The 20008-nt window shown below is 64.0% G+C and carries 11 protein-coding genes; 7 read left to right on the top strand and 4 right to left on the bottom strand.

Annotated elements, in window-relative coordinates; all coding sequences use genetic code 11:
- Positions 1 to 20: 20 nt before the first annotated feature.
- Together HHL26_RS16345 and HHL26_RS16340 are read right to left on the bottom strand one after the other, a co-directional pair.
- Positions 21 to 2969, bottom strand: a complete 2949-nt coding sequence (locus tag HHL26_RS16345; RefSeq protein ID WP_169576183.1) for an amidohydrolase family protein — start codon at positions 2967 to 2969, stop codon at positions 21 to 23.
- A 12-nt stretch (positions 2970 to 2981) separates the two neighbouring features.
- Positions 2982 to 4859 carry a gamma-glutamyltransferase gene (locus HHL26_RS16340; protein ID WP_169576182.1) on the bottom strand — a complete coding sequence of 626 codons (1878 nt, stop codon included), beginning with the start codon at positions 4857 to 4859 and terminating at the stop codon, positions 2982 to 2984.
- Positions 4860 to 5315: 456 nt separating this feature from the next.
- On the opposite strand from HHL26_RS16340, the gene HHL26_RS16335 reads away from it, so the two are divergent.
- Together HHL26_RS16335 and HHL26_RS16330 are read left to right on the top strand one after the other, a co-directional pair.
- Positions 5316 to 8441, top strand: a complete 3126-nt coding sequence (locus HHL26_RS16335; protein WP_240962469.1) for a TonB-dependent receptor — start codon at positions 5316 to 5318, stop codon at positions 8439 to 8441.
- A gap of 74 nt (positions 8442 to 8515) precedes the next feature.
- Positions 8516 to 10393, top strand: coding sequence for a gamma-glutamyltransferase (locus HHL26_RS16330; protein WP_169576236.1), 1878 nt, complete (start codon positions 8516 to 8518; stop codon positions 10391 to 10393).
- Between the two features lie 6 nt (positions 10394 to 10399).
- Here the strand turns inward: HHL26_RS16330 and HHL26_RS16325 are convergent, their stop codons facing one another.
- Positions 10400 to 11818: a M20/M25/M40 family metallo-hydrolase gene (locus tag HHL26_RS16325; protein WP_169576181.1), complete on the bottom strand. Its 1419-nt coding sequence runs from the start codon at positions 11816 to 11818 to the stop codon at positions 10400 to 10402.
- A gap of 253 nt (positions 11819 to 12071) precedes the next feature.
- Here HHL26_RS16325 and HHL26_RS16320 point away from each other — a divergent pair, with 253 nt between their 5' ends.
- Genes HHL26_RS16320 through HHL26_RS16310 form a run of 3 tightly spaced genes read left to right on the top strand, consistent with a single transcriptional unit; the run spans position 12072 to position 17549 of the window.
- Positions 12072 to 14966: a TonB-dependent receptor gene (locus tag HHL26_RS16320; RefSeq protein ID WP_169576180.1), complete on the top strand. Its 2895-nt coding sequence runs from the start codon at positions 12072 to 12074 to the stop codon at positions 14964 to 14966.
- A 55-nt stretch (positions 14967 to 15021) separates the two neighbouring features.
- Positions 15022 to 16551 (top strand): carboxylesterase family protein, encoded by a 1530-nt coding sequence (locus HHL26_RS16315; RefSeq protein ID WP_346765592.1) that lies wholly within the window; start codon positions 15022 to 15024, stop codon positions 16549 to 16551.
- A 14-nt stretch (positions 16552 to 16565) separates the two neighbouring features.
- On the top strand, positions 16566 to 17549 hold the full coding sequence (locus HHL26_RS16310; protein WP_169576179.1) for an alpha/beta hydrolase: 984 nt from the start codon (positions 16566 to 16568) through the stop codon (positions 17547 to 17549).
- 86 nt (positions 17550 to 17635) lie between these two features.
- Here HHL26_RS16310 and HHL26_RS16305 read toward each other — a convergent pair whose 3' ends face one another.
- Positions 17636 to 18115, bottom strand: a complete 480-nt coding sequence (locus tag HHL26_RS16305) for a pyridoxamine 5'-phosphate oxidase family protein (RefSeq protein WP_169576178.1) — start codon at positions 18113 to 18115, stop codon at positions 17636 to 17638.
- 127 nt (positions 18116 to 18242) lie between these two features.
- Between HHL26_RS16305 and HHL26_RS16300 the strand changes: the two genes are divergently transcribed.
- Positions 18243 to 19016, top strand: coding sequence for a histidine phosphatase family protein (locus HHL26_RS16300; protein ID WP_237230160.1), 774 nt, complete (start codon positions 18243 to 18245; stop codon positions 19014 to 19016).
- Complete coding sequence (locus tag HHL26_RS16295; RefSeq protein ID WP_082749017.1) at positions 19013 to 19996, top strand: NAD(P)H-hydrate dehydratase; 984 nt, start codon at positions 19013 to 19015, stop codon at positions 19994 to 19996. Before HHL26_RS16300 ends, HHL26_RS16295 begins: the two co-directional genes overlap by 4 nt.
- Positions 19997 to 20008 lie beyond the last annotated feature (12 nt).

The raw sequence follows: 20008 nt of genomic DNA, 5'->3' as shown, positions 1-20008 counted from the left end.
GCCATGTTCATGTTGCCATCCTATTGCCCGCCGGAAACAAGATCTCCGACATCATAATATCTCCCGTTGGCGATCACCTTCCTCACGTTGAAGGTATTGGCAATATTCTCGCGCGGATCGCCCGCAAGAAGGATAATGTCGGCCAGCTTGCCAGCCTCCAATGTTCCCGCATCCAGATTAAGCGACTTGGCCGAATTGACCGTCGCCGTCTGCAACGCCTGAAAGGGCGTCAGCCCCGCATCGACATAGGAGGAAATCTCCGCATGCAGATTGGTCGCGATCATCGTATCCGTGCCCGCCGTGACCAGTGCGCCGGCATCATAGATCTTCTTCAGGCTCTCCAGATTTCCCGCCATCATGGGCCGCAGCATGGATGCCATGGGGTCGCTCTCCGTCACCGTCTTGCGCGCCCAGATCGGATAGAGGCTGCGGCGCGGATCGTCGCGATAAGCCGGATTCTTCTCCAGATAGCCGGCCAGCGCGCCGAAATTGGTCGGCGTCAAGGTCCGGCCGCTGCGGCCGAAAAGCTGAATGACATCCTCATAGGCCATGCCCATCGGTCCCTGCTTGGGCGAATAGCCGCGGCGGCTGGTCGCGCCCAGATGCTCGGTCGCATCGACGCCGGTATAGGCGGCGGGGAAGATTTCATGGCCGGTGACGGGAACGCCCATCTGATGCGCGGCCTCCACGATGCGCCGCTGGTAGATGTCGGGCATGCGGACATAGCTTTTCAATATGTCATATTTCAGGATGCGGGCGCGCTCCAGTTCCCGCTCCAGATGGGCCGGGCCTGAGACGGCGACGCCCATCTTGTAATAGACGCGCTGCCATTCGAACAGCGGGCCGTTGACATAGAGGCGGGGGGACGGACGGACGCCCGCTTCGGCGGCTTCCCGATCCTCAATCGCGTCATAGACCTGATTGCCCGGATCGCGAACGGTCGTGATGCCATAGGCCAGCCATGCCCGTTCCAGATTGGAGCCGAAATCCTTCTGCAAATGGGCGTGATGCTCGATCAGGCCGGGAATGGCGGTAAGGCCGGTGCCGTCGATAAAATGTTCCGCCCGATGCAAGGCCGGATCGTGATCGCGGATCGCCGCGATGCGGTTGCCCTCGATCACGATGTCCTTGTCATGCTGGGTCTCGTCGCGGACAGAGTCCACCAGATTGCTGACATGGATCACCGTCCGTCCGGTCGGATTGGCGAGGCGGTAAGTGAGGTCGACCGGAATCTCCCGGATCACGCCGGTTTCGGTGTCGATCGTCTTCAGCTTGTCCGACGACTGGTAGAGGATGGTGCGTGAATCGGCGGTCCAGGTGGGAAAATAGGAAATTTCGGATGTATAGCTGCGCGGCGGCCCCATAGGCTTGCCGTCCGCGCCCACCGGCCAGATTTTCAGCAGGCCTTCATAAATGGCCGCCATCTTCGTTCCGTCCGGCGACCAGACGGGACCGCCGCCGCCCCGCGTGTCCGTTCCCGCATTGGCCTGCGGCAACTGCCAGAAGGGTTCGCCCTTGCCATCGGCGGGAATCACATAGACCTGATTGGTGCCTTCGCGGAAACTGTTCGAATATTTATAGGATAGCGCAATCGCGACATATTTGCCGTCCGCCGACCAGCTTGGGCTGCCCGGCTGGCCCAGCGACTCTGCAAGCCGCGTCACCTTCCCGCTTGCCACGTCGACGACGCAGACGCCAGCGACGCCCCAGCGGCCATCGACATCGAGGAAGGCGATCCGGCTGCCGTCATGCGACCAGGCCGCGCCCAGGGGCTGGGTGTCGATATTGGTGAGCTTGCGATCCTTGCCGGTCTTGAGGTCGTGTATCCAGAGTTGCGGCAAGCCGCCGCCCTTGTCGGAGGTATAGACGATGCTCTGCCCGTCGGGCGACCAGGCGGGATCGGCGTCCAGCGCGGCGTCCTTGGTCAGATTCTCCGGCACACCGCCCTTGGAGGACATCCAATAGAGATCGCCCAGGGCCACGAAGGCGATGCGGCTGCCGTCGGGCGAGATGGTCGGATGCACGATGCCCAGCGCCTTGCGGGGCGCGGTGGAATCCCAGTCGCGTTTCGCCCGCGCATAGCTGGGCTTCACCGCCTCCAGCGTGGCGGCGAAATCGACGGTGGAGAGGCGTCCGCCGGTACGGTGCCTGATCTTGCCGTCCGACACGTAATAATAGCCGCCCTTCCCCCAGCTTATGCGGAAGGGAAAGACATTCTCGGTTCCGCTGACGATTTTGCCATCTACTTCCAGATGGCTGCCCTTGGTGTCCTGCACCACATAAGCGAGGTCACCGGCGGGACCGAAGGAGGGGGCATCGACCCTCCCCGCCACCTGTTTGAGTAGGCTTTCCTTGCCGTCGGCCAGGGTCGTCGCATAGAGCGCCGTCTTCGCGCCGTCGATCCCGGCATAGGCGATGCGGGCGCCGTCCGGCGACCAGCTCGGCATCCGGTCCTCGCGGGGGTTGCTGCTGAGTTGCTTCACCACCCCGCTTGCGACGTCCAGCGTCCAGATGTCGTAATTGCCGCTGCGGTCGGAGGAAAAGGCGATGGTCTTGCCATCGGGGGACCAGGCCGGTTCGCGGTCGTCCCATGCGCCCTCGGTCAGCTTGCGCATGTCGGTGCCGTCAGGCTTAATGGTCCAGAGATCATAGCCACCCTCGCGATAGGCGAAATAGGCAAGCCGCGAACCATCGGGCGACCACACCGGCTGGCGCGCATCGTTGAAATAGTCGGTGATGCGCTTCGCCTTCCCGCCCTTGGCCGGGATGATCCAGAGGCTGCCCTGAAGGTCGACCGCCAGCCATTTGCCGTCGGGGGAGACCGATACGGCCATGGAGGTGCCCTCATGCACGTCGAAGGCAACCGGCTTTTCGCCTCCGGGCGGCGGGAGATTGGCCGGCTGGGCATAGGCTTGCACGGCGCAGGCCGACAGCAGGGCGACAGAAAGAAACTTCAGGGGAGACTTCATCAACACACCCTCTTACCAGCCGAAGACATAGCGTTCGCGGCGCACATCCGCCCCGCCGCGCAAAGTGCCGCTGCCCGGCACGACCCCGGCGGCGACGATGCCGGTGGAAACCGCAAACGGCCCCAGCACGTCGAGCTTGTGCCCGCGCGCGGTCAGATCGTCGCGCACCGCCTGGGGCACCCGGTTTTCGATTTCCAACACCCCCGGCTCATCCTTCTTGATCGCGAAGGAGGCGTGGAAATGATTGCTGTTGATGCGCGGCGCCTCGATCGCAGCCTGGAGCGGCTGGTCGAAGGCCAGCACGCGCAGCAGCACGTTCATGATCTGCTGGTCCTGATTGTCGCCGCCTGGCGTGCCGATCGCCAGATAAGGCGCCCCGTCCTTCAGCACCATGGAGGGAGAAAGCGTCGTGCGCGGCCGCTTGCCCGGCACCAGCACATTGGGGCTTTCCGGATCGAGATCGAAGACGGTGAGCCGGTTGCTCATCGGCACGCCGGTATCGCCCGCAATATAGGCGCCGCCCAGCAGCCAGCCCGAACTGGGCGTGGCGCTGAACAGATTGCCGTCCTTGTCGACCACTTCGATGGCGGTGGTGTCGGCGGTCGGGCGCGGCGGGGCCTTCAGCATATGGGGAGTGAAGACGGGCGTGGTGCGAGCCTTGCCTTCGAACGCCCACGGATCGCCATAGCGATGCTCCAGCGACGCTTTCGGCCCGATCTGCTTCGCCCGCTCGGCGGCATAGGCCTTGGACAGCAGGCTCTGCATCGGCACGGTCGCGAAATCCGGGTCTCCGAAAAAGGCGTTGCGGTCATCGAAGGCGAGCTTGATCGATTCCGCGACGATGTGGAGATAGGGGGCGGACCCCGGCTCCATCGACGCGATGCCCGCCGCCTCCGCAATGTTGAGCGCCATCAGCATGGCCGGACCCTGGCTCCAGAAGCCGCCCTTATAGACTTCATAGCCGAAGACGCTGGTCATCGTCGGCGTCTCGACCTTGCCCTTGTAGCGGGCCAAGTCTTCATAGCGCATCAAACCGCCGTCACGCTCCATCGCCGCGCCGATCCGCCGGGCGATGTCGCCCTTGTAGAAGGCATCACGCCCCGCCTGGATCGCGGCCTTGCGGTTCTTCGTCTTCTTATAGGCGGCCCGGTCCGCTGCCGCGATGGCGCGGATAGTTCTCGCCAAATTGGGCTGGCGGAAGATTTCGCCCACTTTCGGCAATGCCCCACCCGGATAATAGGTATCATAGGCATCCTTCCATTTGGACGTCGCTTTCTTCTGGCTGACGAAGACTTCGGCCAGAAAATTATACATGACGAAACCGTCGGCCAGCTCGATGGCGGGTTGCAGCACCTGATCCAGCGTCATCGTGCCATTGAGCTGCAACGCCAGCGCCATGGCGTCGACCATGGCGGGCACCGTGCCGCCGTTGGGGCCATTGCCGGGAATGACGCCCGCCTTGGCGAACTTGTCCGGCGTGGCGAGCATGGGCGCGACGCCCTGCCCATTCACCAGCGAGACCTTCTTTGCCTTCGCGTCATAGATGATGGTCGGCGCTTCGCCGCCAAAGCCGAAATGCGAAATCTCCGTCACGGCCGCCGCGAACACCGCCGCGACGCCCGCGTCCGTGGCATTGCCGCCCGCCATCAATATGCGCGTCCCCGCCGCCACCGCATAATGACGTCCGGCGGCGACGATGCCGAAACTGCCGACGATCTCCGGCCGCAGCGTCTCTCCCGCGCTTACCAGCCGGGTGGGCTCCAGCGGCGCCTTGGCGGAGGAGGCCTCCTGTGCCAAGGCCGATGTCCCAGTCTGGGCCAGAGCGGCGCCGCCAACGGCCAATGCCGCCAAGTCACGACGGCTCAATCCCTGCTTTGCGCTCTCGCTCATGAATGAAGATCCCCCGTAATCGGCATAGTCAGAGCTATCCGAGGGAAAGGACGCGTCTGCCTTGCCGGTCTTCCTCCCTGTAACGAGATCGATCCCTATTTCCACTATGCTTCAGAAAATTTCATAGGATTTGAAAAATATTCATCCCGGCATGGTGGAAATTATGATCTCATCAGTTCTACTATCCTGAACGGGCGCGGAGGTGGGCGCTTCGCCCGTCAATGCATGCTGACGGCGTGAGGTCGGAGGCGAAATAGCCCACACGGGGGATGGTGCCGGAACTCCAGTTATCGGGGGATCCGCGAATGCACAGTCTGGGCAAATTCCCGTTTTCAAAAAACAATAGCCTGTCGTGCACGGGATTCATCGGCGCGCAACCGCCCGATAGCTGAAACCGCGCAAAGCCCTTTCGCCGGAGGGATCGGCGGATGGGCTTCATCACAGGGGAACAGCAAGATGAGGGTGAAAAGAAACAGCATTTCGACGCTGGCGGGAGCCAGCCTTTGGGCATTGACGGCAGGCGCCCTTCACGCACAGACGGCAACCGACAGCGCTCCGCAAGCCGAAGCGGACAGGGGCGCCGAAATCGTCGTCATCGGCTCCCAGATCAGGGGCGCGAACACGACCGGCGCCCTGCCCGTCAGCGTCGTGGGCGAACAGCAGATAGAGGCGGTGGCCGCAGTTTCCGGCGCCGATCTCTTCCGATCCATCCCGCAATTGGGCGGCGTGACTTTCAACGAACAGGTGCTGGGCGGCGGCAACGCCAATGCCGCGCGCGGCGACGTTTCCACGGTATCGCTGCGCGGTCTGGGCCAGGGCAACACGCTGCTGCTGATCAACGGCCGCCGCACCGTGCTCCACCCGACGTCGCAGGCCATTACCGGCGTGGTCGATTCCGGCGTTCCGACTTTCGGTTATAATGCCAACACCATTCCGGTCGGCAATATCGCGCGCGTGGAAGTCCTGCGTGATGGCGCGGCTGCTCTTTATGGTTCCGATGCAGTCGCAGGGGTCGTCAACAACGTCCTAAATTCGGATTTCAACGGCGCCAAGTTCGATGCTCAATATGGCGGGGCGGAAGGCACCAATCTTCGTGAATTCACCGTCAACGGCCTGATCGGCAAGGACTTCAGCGAAGGGCGCGGCAACATCACGCTGTTCGCCGGCTATGCGCAAAAGTCCAAGCTTTATCTCAGCGACCAGGACTATACCGCCAATGTCGACCGCCGCGGCTATGTGGCGGGCACGCCCTTCGCCAATGTCGCGGCGTTCAACGGCACCAGCACCAGCACGCCATGGGGCACCTTCCGCGCGCTCAGCCCAGCCGCAAACGGCACCTTCCTGAACCGCACCATCACCAGCAACGGCGTCGCTTTCACCAACAGTTCCAGCCAGTTCCACATTCAACCCAACGCCAACAGCGGATGCCGGATCGCATCGGGCACCGCGGGAACCTGCTATGATGACGGCAACGGCGCCACGGAAATGGCGACCGTCGACAGCAATCTGCGCTTCAATGCGCCGGCGACGTTCGACGACCTGACCACCCAGCCTTCGGTCAAGCGCATCAACCTGTTCGCCAATGGGCATTTCGACCTGACCGACGAGCTGACGCTTTATGGCGAAGCGGGCTTCTATCGCGGCAAGACGGAAGCGATCATCGGCGGCCCCGGCTCGCTCGCGAACATTCCGATCACCGTCGCGGCCAACGCCTATTGGAACCCGCTCGGTCCAGTCGGCTCACCCAACCGCCTGCCCGGCCTGAACATAGCCGTCGTTCCGGCCACCGGCCTGCCGATCCAGATCACCTCGCTCAACTATGTCGACTTCGGATCGCGCAAGGTCGACGTGACCAATTATCAATATCGCTTCCTGGGCGGCCTGAAAGGCAATATCGGGGACTGGGACTGGGACACCGCCGGCCTCTATACCTGGGCCACCGCTGCGGACACGCAGGAAAACTTCTCCAATAGCTTGCTGCAAGCCGCGATCAACCGCACCACGCCCGATGCCTATAATCCCTTCAACGGCGGCTGCGTGGATACGCCGTCCGTCGGTGACTGCACCCCGAACAATGCGGCGACCATCGACAGTTTCCGCATCAAGGCGACCCGCAAGACGCGCACGTCGCTGGCGCTGTGGGATTTCAAGATTTCCAACGCCAATCTGCTGGGTCTGTGGGCGGACAACAGCATCGGCATCGCGGCAGGCGTCGAATATCGCCGCGAAACCTATCATGACAACCGCTCGACCTATCAGGGCGGCATTCGCGGGGTGGACACCACCTATACCGACGCCGTCACGGGCATTTTCTATGGCTCCGATCTGGGCGGCGCCAGCCCCAGCCCCGACGTGCGCGGCAAGCGCAATGTGAAGTCGGCCTATGCCGAACTCGCCATCCCGATCTTCAGCCCGGATATGGAAATTCCCTTCTTCCGCAGCCTCGATTTCCAGATCGCCGGGCGCTACGAAGACTATAGCGACGTCGGGTCGGTCGCGAAGCCCAAGATCGCGGGAAGCTGGGAACTGCTCCAGGGCTTGCGCCTGCGCGGTTCCTGGTCGCAGGGCTTCCGCGCACCCAATCTGGAGGTCATCAACACCTCCACGCTGGACCGCGTGAACACCGGCGTCGACTATGTGCTGTGCGAAGCGGACCTGCGGGCGGGCCGTATCGCCAACTTCTCCCAGTGCAACCGCAGCATCTCGGTCCTGCGGCGCAGCGGCGGCAATCCGAACCTGAAGCCGGAGGAATCCCAGAGCTGGAGCTTCGGCGCGGTCTTCTCCCCGCAACTGGGCGAAGGCTGGGGCAAGGTGACGTTCACCGTCGACCGCTGGAAGATCAAGCAGAAGAATGTGGTCGGGCTGCTCGATTATCAGAACGGGCTCAACCTCGACTATCTGCGGCGCGTGCAGGGCAGCAGCAATCCCAATGTCGTGCGCCGTGATCCGACCGCGGACGATGTCGCGCTGGTCGCGGGCACCGGCCTCGCCCCGGTGGGCGAGTTGCTCTATGTCGTCGCCAATTTCGAAAATCTGCTGCCGGTGACGGTGCAGGGGATCGACTTCAACCTCGACTATCTGCTGCCGACCGCGTCAATCGGCACCTTCTCGCTCAACGTCAACGCATCGCGCCTGATCAGCTATTATGTCGATGCACCCGCAGGGGTGACGGCGGTGATCGATGGCCGTTCGGCGGGCCAGGTGAATGCTGGCGTGCCGATCCAGGGCGGCGGCGATGTGGTCGGGCGCGACGGCCAGCCGCGCTGGCGCATCGCAGCCACGCTGGACTGGACCATGGGGCCGGTGAAGATCGGCGCCTACACCCAGTTCATCGACAGCGTGTATGAAAATGCGGTGCGCGATCCCGCGACCAATCCGTGGACCGTGAAGGGCCAGACGACCGTCAATCTCTACGCCCAATATACTTTCAAAAATGGAGGGCCGCTCAACAACACCAGTTTCCAGATTGGTGCGCGCAATATTTTCGACAAGGATCCGCCGCTGGCATCGGGCGGTTATCTGTCGAACCTCTATCAGCCGCAGGCGCGCTATTGGTACACCAGCATCAAGAAGTCCTTCTGATGCGACAGGATGCGGCGCCCCATTTCCGGCGCCGCATCCTTTTTTTCCGTTCCGCCAAGATCGAAGGTTCGTCCATGCCCGCTCCCGATCAGCCCCAGCGCCCGGAAGCGCTCGACCGTCGTGAATTACTTGCCGCCAGCCTTGCGGGCCTGGCGCTCACCGGCCTTCCTTCCACGGCCCGCGCCCAATCCGGCACCCGCGCACCCGATGCGCCGCGCTCAGGCGGCGCAAGCGTCGTGGCGCACCGCGTCGAGGTGCCGATGCCGCATGGCGGCGTCACCGCCGGTCATCCGCTCGCCGCCATGGCGGGCACGCGCATGTTGATGCAGGGCGGCAGCGCCGCCGACGCGGTGGTCGCCGCCATGGCGGTGATGAACGTGGTCGAACCCTGGGCATCGAGCGCAGGCGGAAACGGCTTTGCCACCTGCCTCGACCGCCGGGCAGGGAAGGTTCATTCGCTCGCCTTCACCGGCGGCGCGCCGCGCCTGCTCGATCCTCAGGTCGACCCCAAGGCGCTGGACCATGGTCCCAAGGCGCTGACCGTGCCGGGCGCCTTTGGCGGCTGGATCGCGCTGGCCCGGCGCTTCGGCAGGCTACCGCTCGCCACATTGCTGGAACCGGCGATCGGCTATGCCCGCGACGGTCATCCGTTGGACCCCTCCATCGCCCTGTTCATCGCCCGAGCGCAAAAGACGCTCGCGCTTTATCCCACCAGCGCCGCCCTGTTCCTGCCGGGCGGACAGCCGCCCGCGCCCCGCTCCATCTTCCGCAATCCCGGCCTCGCCCGCACCCTTCAGGCACTGGCCGATGCCGAGAGCATGGCGCTGAAAGGCGGCGCTGACCGCGACAGCGCCCTGCAAGCCGCCTATGACCATTTCTACACCGGCCCGATCGCACAGGAATTCGCCCGCTTTTCCACCGAGGTCGGCGGCTGGCTGCGCCTCGACGACCTTAAAGCCTATCGGCCGCGCTGGAGCGATCCGGTCAACACCAGCTATCGCGGCCTCGACGTCTATAGCAGCCCGCTGACCTCCCGCACCGGCCTTGAACTGTGCGAGCAGCTCAATCTGGTCGAGGGCTTCGACCTGGCCGCCCTGCCCGCCGACGGGCCGCAATTCACCCATTTGCTGATCGAGGCGATCAAGGTCGCCAAGGCCGATGTCTATCGCTACGCGGCGGACCCGAATTTCGCGCGGACGCCGGTCGAGGGCCTGCTCTCCAAACGCTTCGCGGCGGAGCGGCGCGGGCTGATCGACCCGGCAAAGGCGGGCCTCTATCCGGAGGGCGGCAATGCCGCCGCCTTCGACCGCGCCGCGCTGGAACAGGCCCGGCTGCGCTTCGCATCGAGGGGAGACGACCGCACCCACGGCGGCGACACCACCAGCCTGTCCGCCGTCGACGCCGACGGCAACGCCATTGCCGTCACGACCACGGTCGGCGGTGGCTTCGGCACTTTCCTGGTGATGGGCAATACGGGCATCCTCTTCAACAACGGCCTGCGTCTGGGATCGACCGCCCCCTATAACGGCCACCCCAACAAGGTCGCCCCCGGCAAGGTCGCGCTGCTCGGCAACGGACCCACCATCGTCCTCGACAAGGGCCGCCTGCACCTGGTGTTCGGATCGCCCGGCGGGGAGACGATCGGCCAGACGCAATTCCAGTTCCTGGTCAATGTGGTGGATCGCGGCATGCCGATCCAGGCGGCGATCGAAGCGCCCCGCTTCGCGCTGGATGCCGATCCGAATTTCTACAAGCCCGGCGCGGCCATTACCGTGCAGGCGGAGGGGCGCTTTGCCGATCCGGTGCTGCAAGGCCTGACCGCCATGGGCCACCAGATCGAGAAAGTCGGCCCCTATGCCATAGGCAGCGTGCAGGGCATATTGGTCGACCCGTCGGGCGCGCGCATGGGCGGGGCCGACCCCCGCCGCATGGGCTATGCCGTGGGCTATTGAAGCATCTCAATCCTTCTGATCGGCATAGGCCTTGACCAGCCCATAGAGGAATTTTCGCCCCTCCATCACTGATCGCACGCGGATGCGTTCGTTCAGGCCATGGACGCCATTGCCGTCGGGATCGCGGAACAGCCCACTCACCCCATAGGTCGGGATGCCCGCGGCGTTCATCGTCACCGCATCGGTCGCGCCCGTCGCCATATGCGGCACCACCGGCACGCCGGGCCAGACCTGCGCCGACATCTTGATCGCCGGTCCCAGCACCTTGTCCGTCACCGGGGCGGGATTGGCCGGGCGATACCCCCGCGATGCCGTCACCTTGACCTCCGGATCGTCGACGACCTTGGTGAGCGTCGCCAATATCTCATCCGTCGTGACGCCCGGAATGACGCGACAATTGATAGTCGCGGTCGCCCGCTGGGGCAGTGCATTGGCGGCGTGCCCAGCCGACAGCAAGGTCGCCACGCAGGTGGTGCGAAGCATCGAATGATAGCTGGGCGATGTGTTGAGCAGATCGCTGGCCGCCTTATCCTGCGGATTGGCGACGATCGCGGTCATGGCCGCGCCTTCCGCGCCGCCGACCACCTTGGCCATTTTGGTGAAATAGCCGCGATTGGCATCGATGAACTGCACCGGGAAATCATAGCGGCTCAGCCGGTCCAGCGCCCGCGCCAGGCTGTAGATCGCATTGTCCGGGCGCGGCAGCGAGGAATGGCCGCCGGGATTGGTCGCCTCCAGCGTGAACTGCATCACTACCTTCTGCGCCGCCTGGAATGTCTGGTCGACCCGGTTGCCCTTCTCGTCCAGCTCGCCATAGCCACCCTCATTAAGCGCAATGCCCGCGTCGACCAGATCCTTCTGATTGTCCACCAGCCATTTGGCGCCGTTCAGGTAAAGCCCCTCCTCCCCGCAGGTCAGCGCCATCTTGACCGTGCGCAGGGGGCGGTATTTTTCCGCCTGGAACCGCAGCAGGCTGTCGATCCAGATGGCGTCCTGCGCCTTCATGTCCGCGACGCCCCGACCGTAATAATAGCCGTCCTCCTCAATGAAGGCATAGGGATCGCGGGTCCAGTCGGCGCGGCGGGCATTGACCACGTCGATATGGCCGAGCATCAGCACGGCCTTGAGCTTTGGGTCGCGCCCCGGATAGACGGCGACCAGCGCGCCTGCCTTGGGATGCCCCTCCGGCACGAAGAGATGCAGATTCTGCTCCGGGAATCCGGCGGCCTTCATCTGCGCGGCGACCTTTTCCGTGACGGCGGTGCAGTTGCCGCTGTCGAAGCTGCTGTCGGTCTCCACCATCTCCTTCAACAAGGCACGGAAGGACGCCTCGTCCGGCGGCGCGGCATGGGACACGGAAGCAGCCAGGTTGGAGGTCATGGCCACCATCAGCGTGGCAGCGCGCAACAGCACGGATCGGCTCATCTGAATTCCCCTGTCATCAAACCCAAATGGTCAAACGCAGAACGACCGCCTTTCCACGTCCGGCATGCGTTTCTTCGCGCAAAATAAATGCGGTCCGGCCTTCTTCTGACACATCTTCGCCACACCGCCGATTTTTCCGCGCGCCTATACCGCCGAATTTCCAAATATGCATTGACATGCACTTTTTAGCGCTCTAGCGAAACATGCATCGCAGTATATATTTGAATAATAATCACCATCAGGGATAGGAGATATGATGAGGCTGCCCGTCGCTTCCGCCATGTGCATCAGCGTGAGTTTGCTGGCGTTGACCGCTCCGGCCATGGCCCAGGATGCTCCCCAGACGGGCGGTGCGGAGGCGCAGGGCGAAGGCCCGGCCAGCAGCACCGGCGACATCATCGTCACCGGGTCGCGGATCGTCCGGGACGGCTATACCGCGCCCACCCCCGTCACGGTCGCCACGACCGAGGATCTGGTCAAGGCGACGCCGACCAACGTCCCTGACGCGCTCAACAAGCTGCCGCAGTTCCAAAACAGCTCCAGCCCTTCGCGCAGTTCGCATAATTTCGCCAACAGCGCGAGCCATGGCAATGTGCTTAACCTGCGCGGCGTGGGCGGCAACCGCACGCTGATCCTGTTCGACGGCATGCGCGTGCCGCCGACCACCTATCAGGGCACGGTCGACACCAATGTCATCCCCAATGCCCTGCTCCAGCGCGTCGATATCGTGACCGCGGGCGCGTCTGCCGCCTACGGGTCGGATGCAGTCGCGGGCGTGGTCAATTTCGTCCTGAACCGCAAGTTCACCGGCCTTACCGGCAGCGTCCAGGGCGGCGTGTCGCAGCGTGGCGACAACGGCAATCAGCGGATCAGCCTGGCCGGTGGCATGGACCTGTTCGGCGGGCGCGGACACCTGTTGCTGTCAGGCGAATATTATAACAACAAGGGCATGTTGCGGTCCGACCGCAAGGGCGGCAATTCCAATTATGTCTATGTCGGCAGCGTTCCCGGCAGCACGGCTGCCCCAGGCTCGAACGCCAATCCACGCGTTCTTCAGGACAATATCCACCTGATTTTCGCCAGCGACAATGGCAAGATATTGGATGGCCCCTTCGCCAATTATCAGATCAACGGCGACGGCACGATCCGGCCCTTCAATAATGGCACGGCGACAGGCACGGCCGCGTTCAATATTGGCGGCGACGGCTTCGTTATCCCGTCGGACGTTCACGCCGTCGCGCCGCTGCGCACTTATCAGACCTTCGGCCGTTTCAGCTATGATGTGACCGACGACATCAATTTCTTCGTGCAGGGCAATTTCACCCGCAGCGAACTCAGCTATATCAGCCAGTCTAACGCCTGGGTCGGCACGCAAAATGCTCCGGTGTTCGAGGGCAATCCCTTCATCCCGGCACAGATCGAAGCGGCGCTGACGCCCGGCCAGCAGTTCAACATCGGCAAATATTCGGGCGACAGCTCGAAGAAGCCGTTCACCAACGAACGCACCGATTTCTGGATGGCGACGGCCGGCCTTGAAGGCAATCTGGGCGACAGTTGGAAATGGTCGGTCAACTATACCCATGGCGATTCCAAGCACAGCGTCGACCAGCATGGCCTGTACGACTATCAAAAGGCCTATGCCGCGCTGGACGCGGTGCGCGACACCAACGGCAATATCGTCTGCCGCCCGACTCTGAGCGCCGATCCCGTCGTCCGGGCGCGCTTCGCCGGATGCCAGCCGCTCAACATCTTCCTGACCGGCGACGCCTATACCAACCAGCCGGGCTATGATTATGCGACCGGCACCATGTCCTATGATGCGCGGATCAAGCATGACGCCGCCGCGCTGCAATTCCAGGGTTCGCCCTTCAGCCTGCCGGGCGGGCCGGTCGACATCGTGGTCGGCGGCGAATGGCGCAAGCAGTCGCTGGACCTCTCCAGCAACAGCGACCCCTCGCTGCTCGACACCGCGGCCGAACGCAGCGAATATTTCGCGGGCCTGCGCGGCGTGTCGTCGACCTCGCTCTTCTACTGGCTGACCAATGTCGGTCAGGCGCAGGGCAGCGTGACGGTCAAGGAAGCCTTTGGCGAAATCAACCTGCCGATCGTCAAGGACATGCCGTTCCTCCATTCGCTGGAACTGAACGGCGCGGGCCGCATCACCGACTACAGCACGTCAGGACAGGTCGAAACATGGAAGCTCGGCCTCACCTGGAAGCCGGTGCAGGACATATTGCTGCGCGGCACCATCTCCCGCGACATTCGCGCGCCTACCCTGTTCGATCTGTTCGCGGGCGACCAGAGCGGCATCGGCCTGCTGACCGATCCGGTGTCGGGTCAGACCGGCAACGTCTCCACCGTGTCGGGCGGCAACCGCCTGCTCGAACCTGAAAAGGCAAAGACCAAGACCTTCGGCTTCGTGCTGACGCCCAGCTTCCTGCCCGGCTTCAGCCTGTCGGCGGACTATTTCGACCTGAAGATCGAAGGGGCGATCGGCACGCTCAACACCGGGCAGATCGTGCAGAACTGCGTCGCCAACGCGGCGGCGCCTGAATGCGCGCTCATCACCCGGCCAACGCCGACCGCCTTCCCCAGCCTGATCCGCGTCGCGGCGGCCAATATCGCCAAGCTGGAAACGGCGGGCGTCGACATCGACGCCAGCTATACGACGCGCCTTGGCAACGGCAATTTCAGCGCCCGCGCCTATGTGAGCTGGCTCGACAAATATGTGACGCAGCAGAGCGCGGCGGTGGCCGCCTATGACTCGGCGGGTTACGGCATCAACAATGGCCCGATCGCCCGGCCGAAATGGCGCGGCACGCTGAACCTCAATTATGTGAGCGACGGCGGCCTCACCATCTTCGTTTCGGAACAATATACCGGGCCGGTGAAGGTCGGTTCGCGTGAACCGAACAATAATTATTCCGGGGCGAAGGCGCCTTCGATCTGGTACACCGACCTGACCATCAGCCAGAAGATCGAAGGCTGGGGCGGCAGTCTGGAGCCTTTCATCACTATCAACAATCTGTTCGATCGCGATCCACCGCTGATCGCCGCCGATATTCCGGGCGTGAACCTGCCGACGATCATTTCCACCTATGACACGGTGGGACGGGCGTTCACCGCCGGGGTGCGGTTCAAATTCTGATATGAAAGCCGGGCGGCGAACCAACAGGTCGCCGCCCTTTTCCGGGAGAGGCAGGGTGAAGGCAGCACAATTTCTGGCGGGCATGGCCGGCCTTTCGCTGGTCGGCGGCGGCCTGATCGCGGCCCCGGCCGCACAGGGTCCGGTGGTGACGACCGCGGCCGGCCCGGTGCGTGGACTGACGCAGGGCACAGGCGGCGTCTTCAAGGGCATCCCCTTCGCCCAGACGACCGGCGGCGATCACCGCTGGACCCCACCACGGCCGGTCGCGCCCTGGACCGCGCCCTTCGACGCCTCGCAATTCGGACCGATCTGTCCGCAGCCCGAAACGCCCAATGAACGCGGCGCCCGGCAAAGCGAGGATTGCCTGTCGATCAACGTCGCCACCCCTTCGCTCAAGGGCAGGATGCCCGTGCTGGTGCTGATCCATGGCGGCGCTTTCTTCGTCGGCTCAGGCGCGGAACTGTTCGACGACGCCACCAAGGCCTATAACAAGCGCGGCATATTGGTGGTGTCGCTCAATTACCGGCTGGGACGGCTCGGCTTCTTTTCCCATCCCGGCCTGCGCGCCGAACAGCCGGGGATGCCGACCGGCAATTACTGGCTGATGGATCAGGTCGCCGGGCTGAACTGGGTGCGCGGCAACATAGCGCGCTTTGGCGGCGATCCCGGCAAGGTGACGATCATGGGATGCTCGGCAGGCGGTTCCAGCATCAACGCGCTGGTCGCTTCGCCCAAGGCACGCGGCCTTTTCGCCCGCGCCAGCGCGCACAGCGGCGGCGGCATCAACAACGCGACCCGTCCGCAGGCACAGGCGGAACAGGAAGGCATCGCCTTCGCCAGCCGTGCAGGCGTGACCGGCGAGGGCAAGGACGCCATCGCCGCGCTGCGCAAGCTCGATCCTGCGGCGGTCATGGCCGCCGATCCCGGCCCGCCCAATTTCGGCGCTGTGGTCGACGGCGCGATGATCACGGAGGAGACCGCCGTCGCCTTCGCGAAAGGGCATATCGCCCGCGTCCCCTATATCGCCGGATCGACCAGCAATGAGGCGAGCATTTTCGGGCTGATGGGCTTTGACGAAAAGGTGCTGAAGGATCGCTTCGGCATCGACCTGCCGGCCGTGCGGAAAGTCTATGATCCGCAGGGCAAGCTGCCCCCGGCGGAGCTGCTGCGGCAGGTGCAGACCGATTTCATCTTCACCTCGGCGGCAACCGCGACGGCGGGCCTGGCGGCGCGCTGGCAGCCAAGCTGGTCCTATCATTTCGCCTATGTCCCCCCGGCCGAGCGCGGCCAGGTGACGGGTGCGCCGCATTGCGCCGATTTCGGCTATACGCTGGGCGCGGCGAAGGCGTCGCAGGGCGCCGAAAATGCGCGGCTCGCGGCGATGATGCAGGATTATTGGGCCAATTTCATCAAGAGCGGCAATCCCAATGGCCCCGGCCTGCCACGCTGGAGCGAATATAAGAGCCCCCATCGCGGGCCGCTGCTGATCGACGGCAAGACCGCCGTCGCGCCGGATTTCCGAGCCCGGCAGATCGCCTATTGGTGGAAGCTCTGGGCCGACCGCACCGGCGAGAAAATGCCCTGACCGGAAAGCAGACGATGCCGAAAAACTGGCTCCGCATCCTTCCCCTGCTCGCCCTGATCGGGGCGGGAACGCCGCCGCCGATCCGGTTCGAGGTCGGGCGGCTGCGACCCGAACCCTGGCCGGAAACCATCACCCGCTTCCCCGGCGGCGTCACTGCCGCAGCCGATATCATCTACAGCCAGCCGCTCCATTATCGCCCCCTGCGGCTGGACCTCTATCGCCCCGAAGGCCGCCATGGCCCGCTGCCCCTGATCATCCATGTCCATGGCGGCGCATGGGTCACGGGCACCAAGCGCCATGGCGGCCCGATCAAGGACTTCCCTGCCGTGCTGGCGCAATTCGCCGCGAAGGGCTTCGTCGTGGCATCCATCGAATATCGGCTCGACGGCGAAGCCCATTTCCCCGCCGCGATCCAGGACGTCAAAACCGCCATCCGTTTCCTGCGCCTCCACGCGAAGGACTACGGCATCGATCCGGCGCGGGTCGGGATATTCGGCGGGTCGGCAGGCGGACAGCTCTCCGCTCTGGCCTCCACGAGCTGCGGCGTCGAACCGCTTGAACCGACTGCCGACCGCAACGCATCCGACCTGCCGACCCCGTCCGACTGCGTGCAGGCCGGCGTGTCCTGGTATGGCGTGCATGATTTCGCGACGGTGCCGACACCGCCGGGCCAGACCGGCCCAGCACCCTATCTCGGCTGCGAGGGCGGCTGTTCGAAGGACGCCCTCGCCTTCGCGAGTCCCATCACCTATGTCGATGCCAACGACCCGCCGATGCTGCTGATCCATGGCCTGGCCGATACGCTGGTCGCCGTCTCGCAAACGCAGGAGTTCGAGGCAGCGCTGAAATCCGCTCATGTGCCCGTCGAAGCGATCTACATCCCGAATGTCGACCATGGCTTCGTCGGGAAAAGGGATGCCGACACGGCGCGAGCCAATGCAACAGCGCTCACCGCTACATTGACGTTCTTTGAGCAAAAGCTTGCACCGGAACGGTGATTCTTTCCGATCGGCTTGAGACCACGCGGCCTATGCCGATGGTCCCGGCAGTCGCAGCCTTACCGTAAAGCTGTCTTATAAGGCTGTCATTTCGCGGTCGTTTCGACCTTCGCATGGCTGCCTTCCTCGCTCGGCCTGATCTTGCCGCCGAACAGCATCTTGAGCTTTCCGGCCAACGACACGTCCGCTTCCCACAATTCGGCCTCATCTATGTCGAAGCGCAACAAAGCGAGATTGGGGTCCGACTTTCCGCCGGGGAACCAAGCCTCCACCGCTTTCGACCACAGTTTGTCGATCATCGCCGGATCATTGTCGATGCGCGTGTTGCCGGAGAAGCAGGCGAAGAAATCATGCCCCTTGGCAACAAACTGGCCCATCGCAGCGCCGCCGCCGGCAAGGCGGTTGTCCTTGCCAACGAAGAACCACAGCCTGTCCACCTGATCGTCGTCCAACTGGACGGTAAGCGGCTCGCTATGCTGCCCGCTGCTCGTAAGGCCAAGCATCATGAACGGGCTGTCCGACATGCGGTCCCACAGATGTTCCTTCAGCTTCTGCGCGTCGGTCATGATCATCTCCTGATTATTGAACCGACTATACGAACGGCAGGCGCGAAGGGTCCGCTTCGTCGGATGGGATGAAGCCGATCGACCGCTCAGGCGTTGTCCAACCTGCTTCACGGACCATGGGAGGAGAATGATCGAGATGACGATCCGCTGGCCAGCCCAATTGATCATCGCGCGCCATGGCCAAAGCGCAGGCAATATCGCGAGCGACGCCGCCCATGAGGCGGAGGCGGACCGCATCGCCCTGACGGTGCGCGACGCCGACGTGCCCTTGAGCGATCTGGGCCGCGAGCAGGCCGCGTCGCTGGGCCGCTGGTTCGCGCGCCAGTCGCAGGAGAGCCGTCCGGAGGTACTGCTGTCCTCGCCCTATTTGCGCGCCTGCCAGACGGCCCGGATATTCCGCGAGCATGGCGGCGCGGCCGGGGACGAGCCGATCTGTCGCGATGAGCGGCTTCGTGAAAAGGAGTTCGGCATATTGGACGGGCTGACGACCGGCGGCGTCCGCAACATCTTCCCCGACCAGGCCGAATTCCGGCGCCTATTGGGCAAGTTTTACCATCGTCCTCCCGGCGGGGAGAGCTGGTGCGACGTGATCCTTCGGCTGCGGTCCGTAATCGACACGATCTCGCTGCATTATGCCGGGCGCCGGGTGATGATCTTCAGCCATCAGGTCGTGGTCCTTTGCATGCGCTATATATTGGAGAGCCTGACGGAAGCCGAGATACTGGCGATCGACGCAAAGGGGGACGTCGCGAACTGCGCGGTGACCGATTACCGGCTAGATGCCGGAGCGGGGCGGGACGGACGCCTTGCCCTCCAGCGGTACAATGTCATTGCGCCCATGGAAGAGGACCGGACGCCCGTCACCAAGGCGCCCGATGCCATTGCAGGAGCGCGGGGATGAGCTTGCGAAGCATTGATGAAAGCTGGCTGCGCGATCACCCGCTGCCCGGTCTGGAGGACGGATCGGACAAGAATGAGCGCGGCCGGGTGATGGTGATCGGCGGAGCCGAATTCGTGCCGGGCGCCCTGCGCCTGACGGGGGAAGCCGCGCTCAGGGCGGGAGCGGGAAAGGTCCAGTTGGCGACGGTCTGTTCGGTGGCGACCGCATTGGGGGTTCTCGTGCCGGAAGCATCGATGCTGGCGCTGCCGTCCGACCGCAATGGCGAGATCGCCGCGGAGGCGGTCGGGATATTGGAGGAGCATGTCGGGCGATGCGATGCCATGGTCCTGGGGCCGGGGATGAGCGTCAGCGACCGGACCGACACACTCGTTGCCCGTCTGCTTGCTTCGCCCCGCCGGGAGCTTGGCGTCGTGCTGGACGCCGCGGCGCTGACGTCCGCCCGCGACCTGGCCGATGTCATCGCCGCGCATGACGGCCGCGTGATCATGACGCCCCATTGCGGCGAAATGGCGATCCTTGCCGGGATGGATGAGGCGGCTGTCGCCTCCGATCCCGAAGGCGTCGCAGCCCACATCGCCACGCGCTTCCAGTGCATCATTCTGCTGAAGGGACAGGAAAGCATCCTCGCCCACCCTTCCGGCCCTTCGCTTCGTTTCGACGGGGGATGCGTGGGTCTTGCCACAGCGGGTTCCGGCGACGTGCTGGCGGGGGTCATCGGCGGCCTTCTCGCGCGCGGAGCCGAACCTCTGCGGGCCACTGCCTGGGGCTGCTGGCTGCATGGCATGGCAGGGCAAGCCCTGTCGAAGGAGATGGGAAGGGTCGGCTTCCTGGCAAGGGAACTCGCCCCCATCATCCCGCGCCTGCTCGACCAAAAAAATGCCTTAGGGTCCGGCCTGGACGATGCGAGAAGTCGCTGGTCGCCGGAGAGCCCTGCTGATAAGCCATTCCCGTCCGGCACCGGAGCAAGGCATCCGCGTTGAACCCTGGTCGGA

The organism is Sphingobium sp. TB-6, assembly GCF_012927365.1.
In the GTDB taxonomy this organism is placed as follows: Bacteria; Pseudomonadota; Alphaproteobacteria; order Sphingomonadales; family Sphingomonadaceae; genus Sphingobium.
Note: the sequence above shows the minus strand (reverse complement) of the source record. Positions and strands in the feature narration are given on the sequence as shown.

Excerpts from the sequence above, each read along its gene's own strand:
- HHL26_RS16325 (WP_169576181.1), bottom strand. The coding sequence starts at position 11,818 with ATGAGCCGATCCGTGCTGTTGCGCGCTGCCACGCTGATGGTGGCCATG.
- HHL26_RS16335 (WP_240962469.1), top strand. The coding sequence starts at position 5,316 with ATGAGGGTGAAAAGAAACAGCATTTCGACGCTGGCGGGAGCCAGCCTT.
- HHL26_RS16320 (WP_169576180.1), top strand. The coding sequence starts at position 12,072 with ATGATGAGGCTGCCCGTCGCTTCCGCCATGTGCATCAGCGTGAGTTTG.
- HHL26_RS16345 (WP_169576183.1), bottom strand. The coding sequence starts at position 2,969 with ATGAAGTCTCCCCTGAAGTTTCTTTCTGTCGCCCTGCTGTCGGCCTGC.
- HHL26_RS16300 (WP_237230160.1), top strand. The coding sequence starts at position 18,243 with ATGATCGAGATGACGATCCGCTGGCCAGCCCAATTGATCATCGCGCGC.
- HHL26_RS16310 (WP_169576179.1), top strand. The coding sequence starts at position 16,566 with ATGCCGAAAAACTGGCTCCGCATCCTTCCCCTGCTCGCCCTGATCGGG.
- HHL26_RS16295 (WP_082749017.1), top strand. The coding sequence starts at position 19,013 with ATGAGCTTGCGAAGCATTGATGAAAGCTGGCTGCGCGATCACCCGCTG.
- HHL26_RS16305 (WP_169576178.1), bottom strand. The coding sequence starts at position 18,115 with ATGACCGACGCGCAGAAGCTGAAGGAACATCTGTGGGACCGCATGTCG.
- HHL26_RS16340 (WP_169576182.1), bottom strand. The coding sequence starts at position 4,859 with ATGAGCGAGAGCGCAAAGCAGGGATTGAGCCGTCGTGACTTGGCGGCA.
- HHL26_RS16330 (WP_169576236.1), top strand. The coding sequence starts at position 8,516 with ATGCCCGCTCCCGATCAGCCCCAGCGCCCGGAAGCGCTCGACCGTCGT.